Source organism: Rhodoferax sp. (assembly GCF_018780565.1).
In the GTDB taxonomy this organism is placed as follows: Bacteria; Pseudomonadota; Gammaproteobacteria; order Burkholderiales; family Burkholderiaceae_C; genus Rhodoferax.
The window spans coordinates 314,404-328,465 of record NZ_JADMJN010000010.1; the positions used below are offsets into that span (position 1 = coordinate 314,404).

At 60.9% G+C, this 14,062-nt stretch carries 11 protein-coding genes and 1 pseudogene; 8 read left to right on the top strand and 4 right to left on the bottom strand.

What is annotated here, in order from left to right:
* Positions 1-20: 20 nt before the first annotated feature.
* Together IV109_RS15510 and IV109_RS15515 are read right to left on the bottom strand one after the other, a co-directional pair.
* Positions 21-1,847, bottom strand: a pseudogene (locus IV109_RS15510) (carboxyl transferase domain-containing protein); the annotation flags it as partial.
* A 46-nt stretch (positions 1,848-1,893) separates the two neighbouring features.
* A complete protein-coding gene (locus IV109_RS15515; protein WP_296698460.1) occupies positions 1,894-3,510 on the bottom strand; it encodes an AMP-binding protein in 1,617 nt (538 codons plus the stop codon).
* Positions 3,511-3,622: 112 nt separating this feature from the next.
* On the opposite strand from IV109_RS15515, the gene IV109_RS15520 reads away from it, so the two are divergent.
* Both IV109_RS15520 and IV109_RS15525 read left to right on the top strand, forming a co-directional pair.
* A complete protein-coding gene (locus IV109_RS15520) occupies positions 3,623-4,264 on the top strand; it encodes a TetR/AcrR family transcriptional regulator (protein ID WP_296698463.1) in 642 nt (213 codons plus the stop codon).
* 74 nt (positions 4,265-4,338) lie between these two features.
* Positions 4,339-5,583 (top strand): branched-chain amino acid ABC transporter substrate-binding protein, encoded by a 1,245-nt coding sequence (locus IV109_RS15525; RefSeq protein ID WP_296698467.1) that lies wholly within the window; start codon positions 4,339-4,341, stop codon positions 5,581-5,583.
* Positions 5,584-5,590: 7 nt separating this feature from the next.
* On the opposite strand, the gene IV109_RS15530 is transcribed toward IV109_RS15525, so the two are convergent.
* Entirely contained in the window at positions 5,591-6,136 is a 546-nt protein-coding gene (locus tag IV109_RS15530; protein ID WP_296698470.1) for a polymer-forming cytoskeletal protein, read from the bottom strand.
* Positions 6,137-6,462: 326 nt separating this feature from the next.
* On the opposite strand from IV109_RS15530, the gene IV109_RS15535 reads away from it, so the two are divergent.
* Together IV109_RS15535 and IV109_RS15540 are read left to right on the top strand one after the other, a co-directional pair.
* Positions 6,463-8,034, top strand: a complete 1,572-nt coding sequence (locus IV109_RS15535) for a wax ester/triacylglycerol synthase family O-acyltransferase (protein ID WP_296698474.1) — start codon at positions 6,463-6,465, stop codon at positions 8,032-8,034.
* 15 nt (positions 8,035-8,049) lie between these two features.
* The gene (locus IV109_RS15540; RefSeq protein ID WP_296698477.1) at positions 8,050-8,448 is read left to right on the top strand and encodes a hypothetical protein; all 399 of its coding nucleotides are present in this window, start codon (positions 8,050-8,052) and stop codon (positions 8,446-8,448) included.
* Here the strand turns inward: IV109_RS15540 and IV109_RS15545 are convergent.
* On the bottom strand, positions 8,440-8,979 hold the full coding sequence (locus tag IV109_RS15545) for a sigma-70 family RNA polymerase sigma factor (protein WP_296698479.1): 540 nt from the start codon (positions 8,977-8,979) through the stop codon (positions 8,440-8,442). The two genes, IV109_RS15540 and IV109_RS15545, sit on opposite strands and share 9 nt — an antisense overlap.
* Before the next feature lie 125 nt (positions 8,980-9,104).
* Between IV109_RS15545 and IV109_RS15550 the strand changes: the two genes are divergently transcribed.
* Genes IV109_RS15550 through IV109_RS15565 form a run of 4 tightly spaced genes read left to right on the top strand, consistent with a single transcriptional unit; the run spans position 9,105 to position 14,048 of the window.
* The gene (locus tag IV109_RS15550) at positions 9,105-9,821 is read left to right on the top strand and encodes a response regulator transcription factor (protein ID WP_296698481.1); all 717 of its coding nucleotides are present in this window, start codon (positions 9,105-9,107) and stop codon (positions 9,819-9,821) included.
* Between the two features lie 20 nt (positions 9,822-9,841).
* The gene (locus IV109_RS15555) at positions 9,842-11,359 is read left to right on the top strand and encodes a HAMP domain-containing sensor histidine kinase (protein ID WP_296698485.1); all 1,518 of its coding nucleotides are present in this window, start codon (positions 9,842-9,844) and stop codon (positions 11,357-11,359) included.
* Positions 11,360-11,382: 23 nt separating this feature from the next.
* Positions 11,383-12,507 (top strand): HAMP domain-containing sensor histidine kinase, encoded by a 1,125-nt coding sequence (locus IV109_RS15560; RefSeq protein ID WP_296698488.1) that lies wholly within the window; start codon positions 11,383-11,385, stop codon positions 12,505-12,507.
* A complete protein-coding gene (locus IV109_RS15565) occupies positions 12,504-14,048 on the top strand; it encodes a PAS domain-containing sensor histidine kinase (RefSeq protein WP_296698493.1) in 1,545 nt (514 codons plus the stop codon). Before IV109_RS15560 ends, IV109_RS15565 begins: the two co-directional genes overlap by 4 nt.
* Positions 14,049-14,062: the final 14 nt, after the last annotated feature.

The window sequence follows — 14,062 nt, forward strand, 5'->3', positions numbered from 1 at the left end:
CCACAGGTGCATGGGCCACGCTACCAGGCATCAATCGCTAGCCGACCTGAATCGGGCTGTGCGCGCTGGGTCTGCAAACCACGCACCAGCCAGTCGCGCGTATGTGCTGGGTCGATCACGGCGTCAATCTCCAGCGTGGCGGCCATGTTGATGGCGCTGCCGTTGTCATACTGCTTGGCCACCAGTTTGTCGTACAGGGCATCGCGCGCTGCACCCTCTGGCACGGCTTCAAGCTCCTTGCGGTAGCCCAGGCGCACAGCGCCTTCCAGGCCCATGGCGCCGAATTCGCCGGTGGGCCAGGCCACGGTGAACAGGGGCGAATGAAAGCCACCGGCGGTCATGCCCATGGCTCCCAGCCCGTAGCCCTTGCGCAGCACCACACTCAGGTAGGGCACGCGCAAATGGGCTGCCGCCAAAAACAGGCGGCTCACATGGCGCACCTGCGCGTGGCGCTCCATGTCGGGCCCCACCATGAAGCCGGGGGTGTCCACCAGACTGATCATGGGCAAGCCATGCGCATTGCACAGTTGCATGAAGCGTGCTGCCTTGTCGGCGGCATCGGCATCAATGGCGCCGCCCAGGTGCAGCGGGTTGTTGGCCAGCAGGCCCACGGGGCGGCCTTCGATGCGGGCCAGTGCGGTGTGAATACCCTTGCCAAAACCGGTGCGCAGCTCAAGCAGGCTGCCCTGGTCTGCAATGCCGGCCATGGCGGTGCGCGTGTCGTACACGCGCAAACGGTTTTCCGGCACCACGTCGCGCAGGGCCAGGGCATCGGGTGCCACCCAGTCCTTCACTCGCCCCTGGAAGAACGAGAGGTAGTGCCGCGCAGCCGCCACGGCCTGGGTTTCGTCAGCCACCAGAATGTCGATCACGCCGTTGCCGTGCTGTACCTCGCTGGGGCCAATTTGTTCGGGCTTGAAGACACCCAGGCCACCACCTTCCACCATGGCCGGGCCGCCCATGCCGATGTTGCTTTTTTGGGTGGCAATGATCACGTCGCAACAGCCCAGCAGGGCCGCGTTGCCGGCAAAGCAGCGCCCGGCCACGATGCCCACCACGGGCACGTAACCATTGAGGCGGGCGAAGCTGGCGAAGGTGGCCACTTGCAGGCCCGCGACGATGGGCATGTCCACATCGCCGGGGCGCCCGCCGCCGCCTTCGGCAAACAACACCACCGGCAGCTTTTGCTGCAGGGCCACGCCAAGCATGCGGTCGGTCTTCTGGTGGTTGCGCATGCCTTGCGTGCCGGCCAGCACCGTAGCGTCATACGACATGAGCACGGCACGGCTGTGGTCGAGGCCAAACAGTTTTTCATTAACACTGCCGATGCCGGTCACCATGCCGTCGGCAGGCGTGTTTTTGATCAGGTCTTCTTCAGAACGCCGGCTGCGCTGGGCGGCCACCGCGAGTGCACCGTATTCCATGAAAGAGTTTTCGTCGCAGAGATCGGCCATGTTTTCGCGCGCGGTGCGCTGGCCCAGCGCGTGGCGCTTGGCAACGGCTTCGGGGCGGTTCACATCCAGGGTGGGGGCATGGCGGTCCAGCACCCGCTGCAAATCCGGTCGCGGGCCAGTGCCTGTTGGCTTTTGCACGTCAATTTTTTCAACATTCTTGGGCTCTGGCCCTCTATCCACCTGAACACCATGCTCCAGATTTAATAGCGGATCGCCTTCGGCAACGAGCGCTCCGTTGTCAAAGAACAGTTCGCTCACCCGCCCGGCCTGCTCGGCGCGAACCTCGTGTTCCATCTTCATGGCTTCCAGAATCACCAGCAGGTCACCGGCGTTGACGCTGTCGCCGGGTTGGACTTGCCACTGAACGATCTGGGCTTGCAGGGGGGAATAGATTTCAGTCATCGCTATGTTTTCAGTTTTGGATATTCGGATTGCCTGATCAGGCCTGGTCTTTGAGGAGGCGGCGCAGCACCTTGCCTGCGCCGGTGGCGGGCAGTGCATCGATCAGCTTCACTTCGCGTGGCGCCTTGTAGGTGGCCATGTTGTCGCGCGACCAGGCAACAATATCCGCAGGGGTGGCCGTCTGGCCGGGCTTGAGCACCACAAAGGCCTTGACGACTTCACCCTTGTCGGGATCTGCCACGCCAATGGCAGCGGCCTGGGCAATGGCCGGATGCTTGATCAGAATGCTCTCGACCTCTTCGGGGAACACGCTGTAGCCAGAGACCTTGATCATCTCTTTGAAGCGGCCAATGAAGGTGAGGTAGCCCTCGGCGTCCATCTTGCCCATGTCGCCGGTGTGCACCCAGCCCTGGCGCAGGGTTTGGGCGGTGGCCTCGGGTTTGTTCCAGTAGCCTTTGAAGACACCGGCACTGCGCATCACGATTTCACCCACCTCACCGGTGGCGCACTCCTGGCCCGAGTCGGCATCGAGGATGCGGATTTCGTTACCCGGAATGGCTTTGCCATGCGCACCCCAGCGAATCGCGTCGTGCGGCATGTAGGTGTCCACCGTATGGGTTTCGCTCAGACCGTAGGCGGCCTCAAAAGAGTTGCAGTTGATGGCAAAGGTCTTCCACTGCGCCGCCAGTCCCTCTGTGAACACAATGCCGAAGCTGGTGACGGGGTTCATGCGCAGGCTCGACAGATCAACGCTCCTGGCACCGGGCACCTGCATGGCCGCCACGTTCATGGGCGCAATGCTGTACCACCAGGTGACGCGATGCTTCGCGATGGCCTGCAGCACTGCCAGCGGATCAAAGCGGTACATCAGCACCGAGGTGGCACCCGTGTACACCGTGACGTTGATACCCATTCCCATGCCGGCGATGTGGTAAAGCGGTGCAACGGCCAGCAAGACATCGGTGTTGCCAACACCATTGCAATTGGCCGCTGCAGCCGTCTTGAACAAGGCATTGCGGTAGGTCAGCATGGCGCCCTTGGGCAAGCCGGTGGTGCCCGAGGTGTAGGTCATCAGGGCCACGTCATCCATGTCCAGTGAAACCGCAGGTGGTACGGCATTGCCTTGGGTGGCGAGCAGGAAATCTTCTACACCCGCGGGCAGCGCCTGGGGTTGGCGCTTCATTTCCAGCAGCTCCGCCGGAATGTCCACCGTGGGCTGCTCGGGCAGCAGATCGGCATAGCGCACGGCAAACACATGGACCAGTGCCGTCTTGCTGCGCACTTGCGCCACCACGGGCAGCAGGTTGTCCGCCGCCACAATCACGCGCGCCTTCAGGTCGTTGAGCTGATAGTCCAGTTCGTGCTCTTTGTTCAGCGGCCCGCAGGGACAAACAATGGCACCGAGTTTCTGGATGCCGTAGTGCGCCATCACATACTGCGGGCAGTTGTTCATGAACAGCGCGACGGGATCACCCTTGGCCACACCCAGCGCCGCCAGCCGTGCGGCAAAGGCGTCGCTGGCGCGGTCCAGCTCCTTGTAGCTGATGGCGTGGCCGTACCAGAGGTAGGCTGCCTTGTCCGGTTGCGATCGGGCGTGGGCGCGCAGATGCTCGTGCAAAGGCGCATCCAGCAAGGAGGATTGAGCTGTCTCCATGATGTCACTTTCAGGGTAAGTACTTAGACCAGGCGGGCCTGGGCGCTTGCCAATATATACCAATCGGTAGAATAATTCTACTAACTGGTAGAACACAGGTGACAATTCATCCATGACCTCATCGCCCCCCCCGGCGCGTGCCCAACGGCAGAAGACTGCCACGCCTGGCACGGACACCAAACGCGAGCGCATCCTGAAGGCTGCCGAACGCCTGTTTGCAGCCCAGGGCTACGCCAACACCACCATCGAGCAAATCGTGCGCGAGCTGGGGGTGACCAAGCCCTTTGTGTACTACTACTTTCACAACAAGCAGGAAATTTTCGAGACCCTCTCCTGGCGCCCTGCAGTGGAATGCTTTACCAGCATGGACTTCGCACCGGACGACCAGCGCCCCGCGCATGTGAAGGTCACCGAAGGTCTGGAGCGGCTGATCCGCACCACCATCGCGCACCACCCGGCGGCGTTTTTCCCCTACCGTGAACCGCAGGTGTACCGCCCCGAATACCTGGCCGCGCAAAAGAAGCTGGCCAACCATTTTTACGACCAGCTGTGCGCCTTGCTGGAACAGGGTCGGCGCGACGGCATGTTCGACTTTACCGAGACCCGCATCACTGCCATGGCGGCCTGCAGCCTGCCCGGCTTTCTCTACAACTGGTACCGGCCCGACGGACGCCTGCCACCGCAGGACATGGTGCGCGAGCTGTCCCGACTGGCCTGGCGTGTGATTGGCCTGCGCGACACCCGTCGTCGCTGAAGCGCCCGCACGCTGAATTTGTCGCTCCCCTTTCCCATACCCCACTCACCCCAAACCAACTCAAGGACCTTGCCATGAAACACCTGATCACCCCCATCGCCCTGGCCGCCAGCCTGATTGCCGGCACCGCGCAAGCCCAGGAGACCTTCAAGGTGGCCTACATCGATCCTTTGAGCGGCCCCTTTGCCGGTGTGGGTGAACTGATGCTGAGCCATGTGCAATACGGTGTGGGCGAAGTCAATGCCAAAGGCGGAGTACTCAAAGGCACCAAGCTTGAGCTGCTGAAATTCGACAGCAAACTGTCGGCACAGGAAAGCCAGAATGCGCTGCAGGCCGCCATCGACCAGGGGGCACGGGTGATCGTCACAGGAGGCTCGGGCTCATCCGTGGTGGCAGCGCTGGTGGATGCTGCGGCCAAGCACAACGAACGCAATCCGCAATCTGCCGTGATTGTGCTGAACCACTCCTCCATCGACCCCGACCTGACCGGCAAGCGCTGCAATTTCTGGCATTTCCAGCTCGAGGCCAATACCGCCATGAAGATGAAAGCGCTGGCCAATTACATCAAGAAGCAGCCGGATATCAAGAACGTCTATTTGCTCAACCAGGATTACGCCCATGGCCGCCAGTGGGCCCGCTATGGCCAGGAAATGGTCACGCTGGCCCGCCCGGACATGAAGTTTGTCGGTCAGGATTTTCATGCGATTGGACGAGTCAAGGATTTCTCCCCGTACATCTCCAAAATCAAGGCGACCGGTGCCGATACGCTGATCACCGGCAACTGGGGCCAGGACATGATCCTGTTGCTGAAAGCCGCCGGAGAAGCCGGTGCCAACTACCGTTACTTCAACCACAGCGCGGGCTCTTTCCCCGGGACCGTGCTGGCCGTTTCCCAATCCAGAATCGGCCAACTCACCTGGGTGGCCGAGTGGCATCCCGGCCAAGCCGAGGCGCCCAAGGTGGAAGCGCTTGCCAAGGCCTACAAAGCCAAAACCGGCAAGGAATTTCTGGCACCCCGCATCGAGTTCACGCCCTTGATGCTGGCAGCGGCCATCAACAAGGCGCAGTCACTGGACACCCTCAAAATTGCCCGGGCCATGGAGGACTTGAGCTTTGAGTCCGTGGTGGGTCCGGTGCGCATGCGCGGCGAAGACCACCAGCTGCTGATACCGCAAGTGGTCAACACCATCGCCCCGGTGGACGGCAAAACTGTCAAGGTCGGCTGGGAAGGCACCAACTACGGCTTTCGCACCGACGCCATTTACAGCGGCAACGAGCTGGCACAAGGTACCGAGTGCAAGATGGTGCGCCCCCAGTAAGTTGTCGTTAGCCGGCCACGGTCAGGGCCGGCTTCTCCGCAGTTCTGTGCGGTGTCGAGTGCGCCGTGCCGAACTGGATATCGCCCGTGAGCTGCCCTCCTTCCTCGATCACAAGCTTGCCGTAGCGGATGCTGCCAGTGACTTTGCCCGTGGCATAGATCATCAACTTCTGGCGCACCGTCAGATTGCCATCGAATTGCCCATGGATCTCGGCCACATCAATTTCGGCCGAACCCTTGAAGGCGCCATGCTCCGATATCTGAATCACACGCGAATCCATGGTGGCTTCGACCATGCCTTCCACCACCAGCGTGTCGCAATCGGTGATTTCAACACCTTTGAGCTTGATGTTGGGCCCCACCGTCAGCTTGCTGCCGCCCTCCTTGGTCGGAGCACTGGCCATCACCGGAGCGATCACCTGCGGGGCCTCGGGCTGATGCGTTCTGGGCGCACCCGCTGCGCCGTAGCCACTGTGGGCTGGATTAGGGACGGCGTGACGCTGGGGCGCTACCTCGGGTTCGCGTTTATTGAAGAAAGTAGACGAGAGGGCCATGTGATTTCCTTAAAAACCTCATGCTAGGGTCCCCACGCGAAAAAGTCGCCACCAGTTTTGCAAGTTCGGTAACAGAATAAATTGCCGCCCCTGTAGCTCTTGAATATTTTCGCAATACGCACCTTCTGCGAGCGCGCAGAAAAGGGGCCGCCCTGACGGGGCGCGTCCATCTGTCCTGAAGCGGCCGATTCCGGCAGAAATTGCTCATCCCCGGCATCGGGATTGGCGTAAACCCGGTGGTGCAGCACGGGGTGGCGGGCTCATACTGAGGTCATCGGATGCTGATCCCAAGGCTATTTTCTCCACGACCCACACGAGTGCCCATCATGAATCACCTCAGCGGTATCGACGCCACCTTTCTCCACATGGAGTCACCCGAAATGCCCATGCATATCGGCTCCCTCAACGTGATGGATCTGCCCGAAGGCTACAGCGGCAATTTCTTTGAAGACACCAAGGCATTCGTGATGGCGCGCATGCACCTGGCCGAGGTATTCACCCGCAAGCTGGCGCTGATGCCCTTTGATCTCTCCAACCCGGTGTGGGTTGAAGACGAGGACATCGATATGGACTATCACATCCGCCACATCACACTGCCCAGCCCCGGCAGCAACCGCCAGCTTCAGCAGTATGTGGCCCGGCTGCACTCCAGCCTGCTGGACCGAAGCCGTCCGCTGTGGGAGTTCTTCATCATCGACGGGCTCAAGAGCGGCCAGGTTGCGCTGTACTGCAAGGTCCACCATTCGGGTATTGACGGCCAGGCCGGGGTGGCCTTGGGCAAGGCGATGTTTGATCTGACTGCAACGGGTCGCATCATCAAGCCGCCGCGGGCGCGTGTGCGCCACAACCGTTATCAGCTGGGCATCGCGGAATTGCTGGGCGCCGCCGTCAGCAACACTGCACAGCAGTACGTCAAACTCGTCAAGGCCATTCCCACCATCGCGCGAGCCGCAAAGAGCGTACTGATCCCTGAGAAGAACGAACAGGGCAAGCGTGACTGGTCTCTGCCCAAAAGCCTGAAGCTGTTTGCCCCCAAAACCTCGCTTAACGTGGCCATCACCAACCAGCGCACTTTTGCCGGACGCACCGTGCCGCTGGCTGAGGTCAAGCAAATCGCCAAGCTGCTAGGCGTCTCCCTGAACGACGTGGTCATGGCCACCACAGCGGGTGGGCTGGGCAATTACCTGAAAGACAACCACGAGTTGCCCGCACAAGCGCTGCGCGCTGCGGTACCAGTCAGCCTGCGTGAGGCTGGCGACACCACCGCCAACAACCAGGTGAGCATGATCATCATCAACCTGGCCACCGACATCAAGGACCCACTGGAGCGGATTCGGAAAATTCACGAGTCCTCGGACAGCAACAAGCTCATGATGGGCCGCGTCAAGGGTGCCATCCCAACCGACTTTCCGATGCTTGCCGCACCCTGGTTGATGTCGGGCCTGGCCTCGCTGTTTGGCCGCTCGCGGCTGGCCAATGTGATGCCACCTTTGGCCAATGTGCTGATCTCCAATGTGGCAGGCATTCCGGTGCAACTGTACTTTGCCGGTGCCAAGGTCGTGAGCTATTACCCGGTGTCGATCCCGTCGCACGGCATGGCACTGAATGTCACCGTGCAAAGCTACAACGGCCGCCTGGACTACGGCCTGATCGCCTGCCGACGCGCCGTGCCCGACATCAATGAACTGGCGGACTCCCTGCTGGCAGAACACCGCAAGTTGCTGGAACTGGCGCTGAAACTCGGACAACCTGTCGCTGTGCCACAGGCAAGCGCACCTGCCGTCGAAGCGACCCAAGCCGCTAAATTGAAACTGGTGGCCACCGCCAAGACCAAGGCACCGGTCAAGACTGCCGCGAAAAAACCTGTGCGGGCCCGCGCAAGCCGTGCAAGTGCTTGAGGCAAAATCCCCGGCATGAGCACAGCACCAATTGCATTGATCCAAACCATCCTGTACACCGACACGGATGGCCGTGCCAGGTTCAAGGACCAGCCCCTGGCCTTGACCGAGGGCACGCCAGCCGCGCAATTGTCACCCCTGGCTGCATCAGGTGGCTACCAGTTTCGCCAGAGTCCGACCGGTTTTCGCAGCAACTTTCACTGCACCACCACACCGCAATGGCTGGTGGTTTTGCAAGGCAAGATGGAGATTGGTCTGCAGGACGGCAGCTCAAGAATTTTCAAGGCGGGCGAGGGTTTTTATTCCAATGACACATTACCCGAAGGCGCCGCATTTGATGCAACTGTGCATGGTCACTGGAGTCGTCAAGTGGGCGATGCCCCCCTGGTGACCTTGTTTGTACGCTCAGCATAAAAGCTGTTTTCTGGCCCGGTGCAAACGTACGAAGAGACTGGCTTCGCTGATGGACAGACGACGACACACCGCCTGCGACGATTCATCCTGCAACACGCGAAACTCGATCACATCCCGCAAACCCTGTGGCAATTTGTCGATGCGGCGCATGGTGTGACGTAGCAACTCGCGCTGCTCGGCCAGTTCGTCCGGTTGCGGGTTACTGCATGGCATGGCATGGACTCCCTCCTCGTCCTGCTCGCCGTCCAGACTGTCAAAACGCACGCGCTGGCGAATGGTGTCGATGATTTTGTGCTTCAACACGGCCGTCAGCCAGCTGCGCAAGGCGGCCCGGCCTTCAAAACTGGCGCGCCCCGAGATCACCGCCTCATACACATCGTGCACCACATCCTCGGCCAATGCAGGGTCGTGCAGCTTGCGCCGGGCGAAACGCACCAGATAATCGCGGTGCTCAATCATCTCGCTCCAGGAGACGGGGACACAAGGCACGCCGACGAAATCGGAGTGCGTGGGGATGCTGGCGTTGATCATGGCTTGTATGCTGCAGTGGTTGGCGATAGATTGACTATCGCCAACCAAGCTCACGTGCACATCTCGAAATATCACAGCCAGATAACAAATTGGTAAGAATGCCGCGCCCGCAGTGACTTAAGCTTATGGACATGAAAAGAATCCTTGTCGCCGACGATCAGACCGACATTCGCAATCTGCTGGTGCTGAACTTGCGCAATGCGGGTTATGAGGTGACCGACGTGGCCGACGGCCTGGCCGCCCTGGCCAGCGAGAGTGAGCGAGGGCACGATGTTCTGATTCTGGATCTGATGATGCCTGGCATGGACGGCCTGGAGTTGTGCAAAACCCTGCGCGGGCGCGGCTGCAGCACCCCGATCCTGATGCTCACCGCCAAGTCCACCGAACTGGACCGGGTGCTGGGCCTGGAACTGGGGGCGGATGATTACCTCACCAAACCATTCTCCCTGGCCGAGTTGCTGGCGCGCGTGAAAGCGCTGCTGCGCCGGGCCGAACTGCTGCGCACGGCCCAGCTCAGCGCACAGACTCAGCCCCAAGCCCTGCGCAATGGCGAACTGGAAATCCTGCCGATGAAGCGACAGGTGTTGATGCGTGGAGCACCCCGCGACTTCACGGCACTGGAGTTCGATTTGCTGCTTCATTTCGCGCAGCATCCGGGACATGTATTTTCCCGTGGGCAATTGCTCAACTCCGTATGGGGCTACAGCCATGACGGTTATGAACACACGGTCACCACGCACATCAACCGTCTGCGCGCCAAGCTGGAAGTGGACCCCTTGCGCCCTGAACTGATCCTGACCGTGCGTGGCGCCGGCTACAAGATGCGCGAAGCGCCGCGCTGAAGCGCACCAGTGTTGCCACCATGACCGTTCGCTTCAAGATTGCACTGACGATTTTCCTGACCGGGCTGCTCACCGCCCTGGGCTGCGTTGCGACCCTGGTATTTGCCTTTCAGCGCTTTGAACATGAGGCTACCTACTACCGGGCCAGCGCCTTTCTGGATCGCGTGGTCACACTGCACACCGACATTTTTGCCATGCAGGAACGTTTTCAGGACGATTTTGAAGGTTTCCTGCGCAACCTGGTTCTGTTCGAGCCCGACACACAGCTTTACCTGCTGGACAGTGAAGGAACGGTGATTGCCTCCACCGGCACGGTCAAGCTGCCCGAAGGCTTCAGGGTGGCACTGGGGCCGGTGCTGGAAGCGGTGGGTCCCACCCCCATGCCCTATGTGCTGGGTGACGACCCCGAACGCATGGATGCTACGGCCGTGATTGCCGCGCGCCCGCTGCGCCGGGCCGTCATCCGCAACGAGCCCGCCGTGTCGGGCTACCTGTACCTGGTTTGCCACAAGCGCACCTTGCCCCAGGGTAGCCTGGCTGCCTTGCAGAGCACCTTTGCGCAACCAACCCTGATCCTGATTCTGGCCGTGGTCGGGCTGAGTACCTTGCTGGCAGCGTGGGTGACCGCGGCAGTGACCCGCCCCCTGGTGCAATTGACCACCGCCGTTGCCTCGGTAACGCGCCATGGGCTGGAGGACTTTGCCGCGACGGCGGATGCCAGGCCAGGAACCATCGGACTGGCGCAAACCACCGCGCGCGACGAATTTGGCCAGCTCAACAACGGCATCCGTGTGATGCTGAACACTTTACAGGCCCAATGGAATACCCTGCGCCGACTCGACCACTTCAGGCGCGAAGGTGTCAGCAACCTGTCGCACGACCTGCGCTCGCCGCTCACCGCCACAACGGCCTGCCTTGAAACACTGGAAGGCCGCTGGGCAGGCGATGCAGCACGTGAGAGTGACCGCCAACTGGTGGAAGTGGCGCTGCGCAACACCCACAATGCAGCCAGGCTGGTGCAATCGATGGGGGATCTGGCGCAACTGGACGAGCCCGAGTTCAAGTTGCGCACCGAAGTCATGGATGTTTCGGAACTGCTGGACGACGTCGCATTGCGTTTTGCCGAACGTGCATCTCGCCTGGGGGTGCGCATCGTGGCAACACCGCCGCCATCGGCGCCACCCCTGGCAGCCGTGGATGTCGAGCTGTTTGAGCGCGCCATTGCGAACCTGATGGATAACGCACTGAAATTTTGCCCCGCTCAGGGCACCATCCGGCTTGCGGCCGTGCAAAGCGGGGGGCACGTTGAGGTGAGCGTTTGCGACACCGGCCCCGGCATACCGGAGAGCGACTGGCCACACCTGTTTGACCGCTTCTACCAAAGCCGCCAAAGCGTTGCACCGGCCACGGGCGAAGGCGGCAAAGGCCTGGGACTGGCTATTGTCAAACGCATCGTTGAATTGCATGGCGGCGAAGTGACGGTGGACAAGGCCCCGGAAGGCGGCACCCGAGTTACGCTGACCCTGACCGTCCAGTAAAATTCTCCTGCTTCCCAACTACTATGTCCATGCACAAATTACTGGCTCGGCAGGCAAGGCGCATTTTGGGTGCCGATGAAGCACAGGTGCCATCGGTTCTGAATGAGCTCCGGCAATTGGCAGACAGCCCCGGCGTGTCGCCAGAGACGACGCGTTTTGTGAATGGATTGGAAGAGTTCTTGCTGCGTGTCGGGAGCGCCTACGATCAAAACGACCGGGACCTCGATCTCAAAAGCCGAAGCCTGTTGCTGAGCTCGATTGAACTCACCCAGATCAACGACCGCATCCGGGAACTCAATGGCACCCTGGAGCGGCGCGTCGAGCAGCGGACCCTTGAGCTTGAAGCGGCGATGGACAAGCTGCAGCGTCTGCAGCAGCAGCTCGCTCGCAGTGAGACCAAAACCGTGCTGAACACCATGATCGCCAGCGTTTCGCACGAGCTCAATACGCCGCTGGGCAACAGCCTGATGATGGCCAGCACGCTGGTTGATCACAGCGACAGCTTTCAGAAAGTTCTGGAAACCAATCAGCTCAGACGCTCTGACCTCGACGCCTATGTCAAGGCCACGCGAAGCGGCAACGATTTGATGATGCGCAACCTGCGACAGGCCGCTGAACTGTTGACCAATTTCAGGCACGTCGCCAACGACCAGGCCAGCGGGCATCGCCGCTCCTTTGAGCTGGCCACCACGGTGGCGGAAATCGTTGATACGCTGGCGCCCAGCCTGCGACGGCATCCACACAAGGTCGTGCTCGACATCCCCAGTGGCATCGTCATGGAGGGTCCGCCAGGGCCGCTGGGGCAGATCATCATCAACCTGATCAACAACGCCTACCTGCATGCATTTGAAGGCCGCAGCGACGGCGTTTTGACCATTTCGGCCAGTAGCGTGGGTCCGTCTGTCACGCTGCGCTTTGCGGACAACGGGGTTGGCATTTCCCCCGACAGCCTGAGCCGGATGTTTGAGCCCTTTTTCAGCACCAAGCTGGGCAAAGGCGGCACCGGCCTGGGAATGGGCATTGTCGAAAACCTGGTCCGCGAGACGCTGGGCGGCGCGATCACCGTAAGCTCGGAACTCGGCGTCGGGACATGTTTTGAAATCCACTGCCCCTTGACCGCACCGGCGCCGAAATCACAAGCAACATGACCACCGACCCACCGCGCGCACAGGCCCGTCTTGAACTCGATGCCGTTGTCGACGGCGCACCCATTGGCATTCTGTTCACGCACAACCGCCTGATGGATCAGGCCAACCCCCGGCTCTGCGCCATGTTCGGCTACCAGCTGGACGAGCTGATCGGTCAGCCTGCGAGCCTGCTTTTCTTTTCAACCCCGCACACCTACGAAGAGCTTGGCCGGATTGCCGGTCCGGCACTGGCTCAGGGGCAACCCTTTCATGCGGTTTTGCCTGGAAGCCGCAAGGATGGCAGCCTGATCTGGCTGCGCTCGTCCGCCAAGGCGATCAACCCGGAGCAGACCCAGGATGGCACCGTCTGGTTCATCGAGGATGTGACCGCCGAGCATGAGCAGGCCGAAACCCTGCGCCACACCCTGGATGAGCAGCAGACCATCTTCGAGAATGCAACCGTAGGCATCCTGTACTCCAACCAGCGTACCGTCACGCGTTGCAACAAGCGACTGGCCAACATGTTTGGCTATGAACCACCCGAATTGCTGGGGCAATCGACCCGGGTGTTTTATCCCAGCGATGACGTCTACGAAGAAATCGGCCATGCAGGCTCTGCCCTCTTGCAGGCGGGGCAATCGTTTACGACGGAGATGCAATTGCCCCACCGCGATGGGCACCTGATGTGGATTCATATCAGCGGACGGCAGGTGGCCAGCGCACAGCGGTCGAGCGAGGACATCATCTGGATTCTGGAGGATGTCAGCGAACAGCGCGAAGCCCAGGACGCGTTGCGCCATACCCAGTCCGCACTGGCGCAGGCCGAGAAACTGGCCGCACTGGGCTCGCTGGTAGTGGGCGTGGCGCATGAACTGAACACGCCCATTGGCGTCAGCCTGACCGCCGCGTCCACCTTGCAGGATCGCAGTCAGGCACTTTATGCAGCCGTTGGCCGCGGCGACTTGCGACGCTCACAGCTCGACAACTTCCTTGAAGAACTCACGGGGCTAGCAGGTCTCATCACGCGGTCCTGTGAACGCGCAGCAGAACTGGTCAGCGGTTTCAAGCAAGTCGCAGCGGATCGCAAGGGTGAACAACGGCAGGCTTTCAATCTGCGCGCTGTGGTCGATGCCTGTGTGGCCGTGCAGCGCCAGAAGTTTCCCGACTCGCCTTGTCGGATCCTGCTGGATATCCCGCAGGATATCGAATGCATCAGCTATCCGTCCGCTTTGACCCAGGTGGTCAACAACTTGATCCACAACGCCCTGAACCATGCCTTTGGCAACCGCGACCACGGCCATCTGAAAATAGTCGTCGCGCCGGGCGAACCGCTTGAACTGCGTTTTGAAGACGATGGCATTGGCATGAACCCAGCGACCTTGGGACGTATTTTTGACCCCTTTTTCACCACACGGCTCGGCCAGGGCCGCTCGGGCCTGGGCCTGTCCATTTCCCGAAATGTGGCCACGGCGGTATTGGGTGGCGAGCTGACCGCCGCATCACAAGAGGCGCAGGGGTCCTGTTTTTTCTTGCGCTTCCCCAGAGAAGCACCGCAGCACTGACCGTTGAATCGGGG

Bases quoted from the DNA above. Each gene is read 5' to 3' on its own strand.
- IV109_RS15515 (WP_296698460.1), bottom strand. From the start codon at position 3,510: ATGGAGACAGCTCAATCCTCCTTGCTGGATGCGCCTTTGCACGAGCAT.
- IV109_RS15520 (WP_296698463.1), top strand. From the start codon at position 3,623: ATGACCTCATCGCCCCCCCCGGCGCGTGCCCAACGGCAGAAGACTGCC.
- IV109_RS15525 (WP_296698467.1), top strand. From the start codon at position 4,339: ATGAAACACCTGATCACCCCCATCGCCCTGGCCGCCAGCCTGATTGCC.
- IV109_RS15530 (WP_296698470.1), bottom strand. From the start codon at position 6,136: ATGGCCCTCTCGTCTACTTTCTTCAATAAACGCGAACCCGAGGTAGCG.
- IV109_RS15535 (WP_296698474.1), top strand. From the start codon at position 6,463: ATGAATCACCTCAGCGGTATCGACGCCACCTTTCTCCACATGGAGTCA.
- IV109_RS15540 (WP_296698477.1), top strand. From the start codon at position 8,050: ATGAGCACAGCACCAATTGCATTGATCCAAACCATCCTGTACACCGAC.
- IV109_RS15545 (WP_296698479.1), bottom strand. From the start codon at position 8,979: ATGATCAACGCCAGCATCCCCACGCACTCCGATTTCGTCGGCGTGCCT.
- IV109_RS15550 (WP_296698481.1), top strand. From the start codon at position 9,105: ATGGACATGAAAAGAATCCTTGTCGCCGACGATCAGACCGACATTCGC.
- IV109_RS15555 (WP_296698485.1), top strand. From the start codon at position 9,842: ATGACCGTTCGCTTCAAGATTGCACTGACGATTTTCCTGACCGGGCTG.
- IV109_RS15560 (WP_296698488.1), top strand. From the start codon at position 11,383: ATGTCCATGCACAAATTACTGGCTCGGCAGGCAAGGCGCATTTTGGGT.
- IV109_RS15565 (WP_296698493.1), top strand. From the start codon at position 12,504: ATGACCACCGACCCACCGCGCGCACAGGCCCGTCTTGAACTCGATGCC.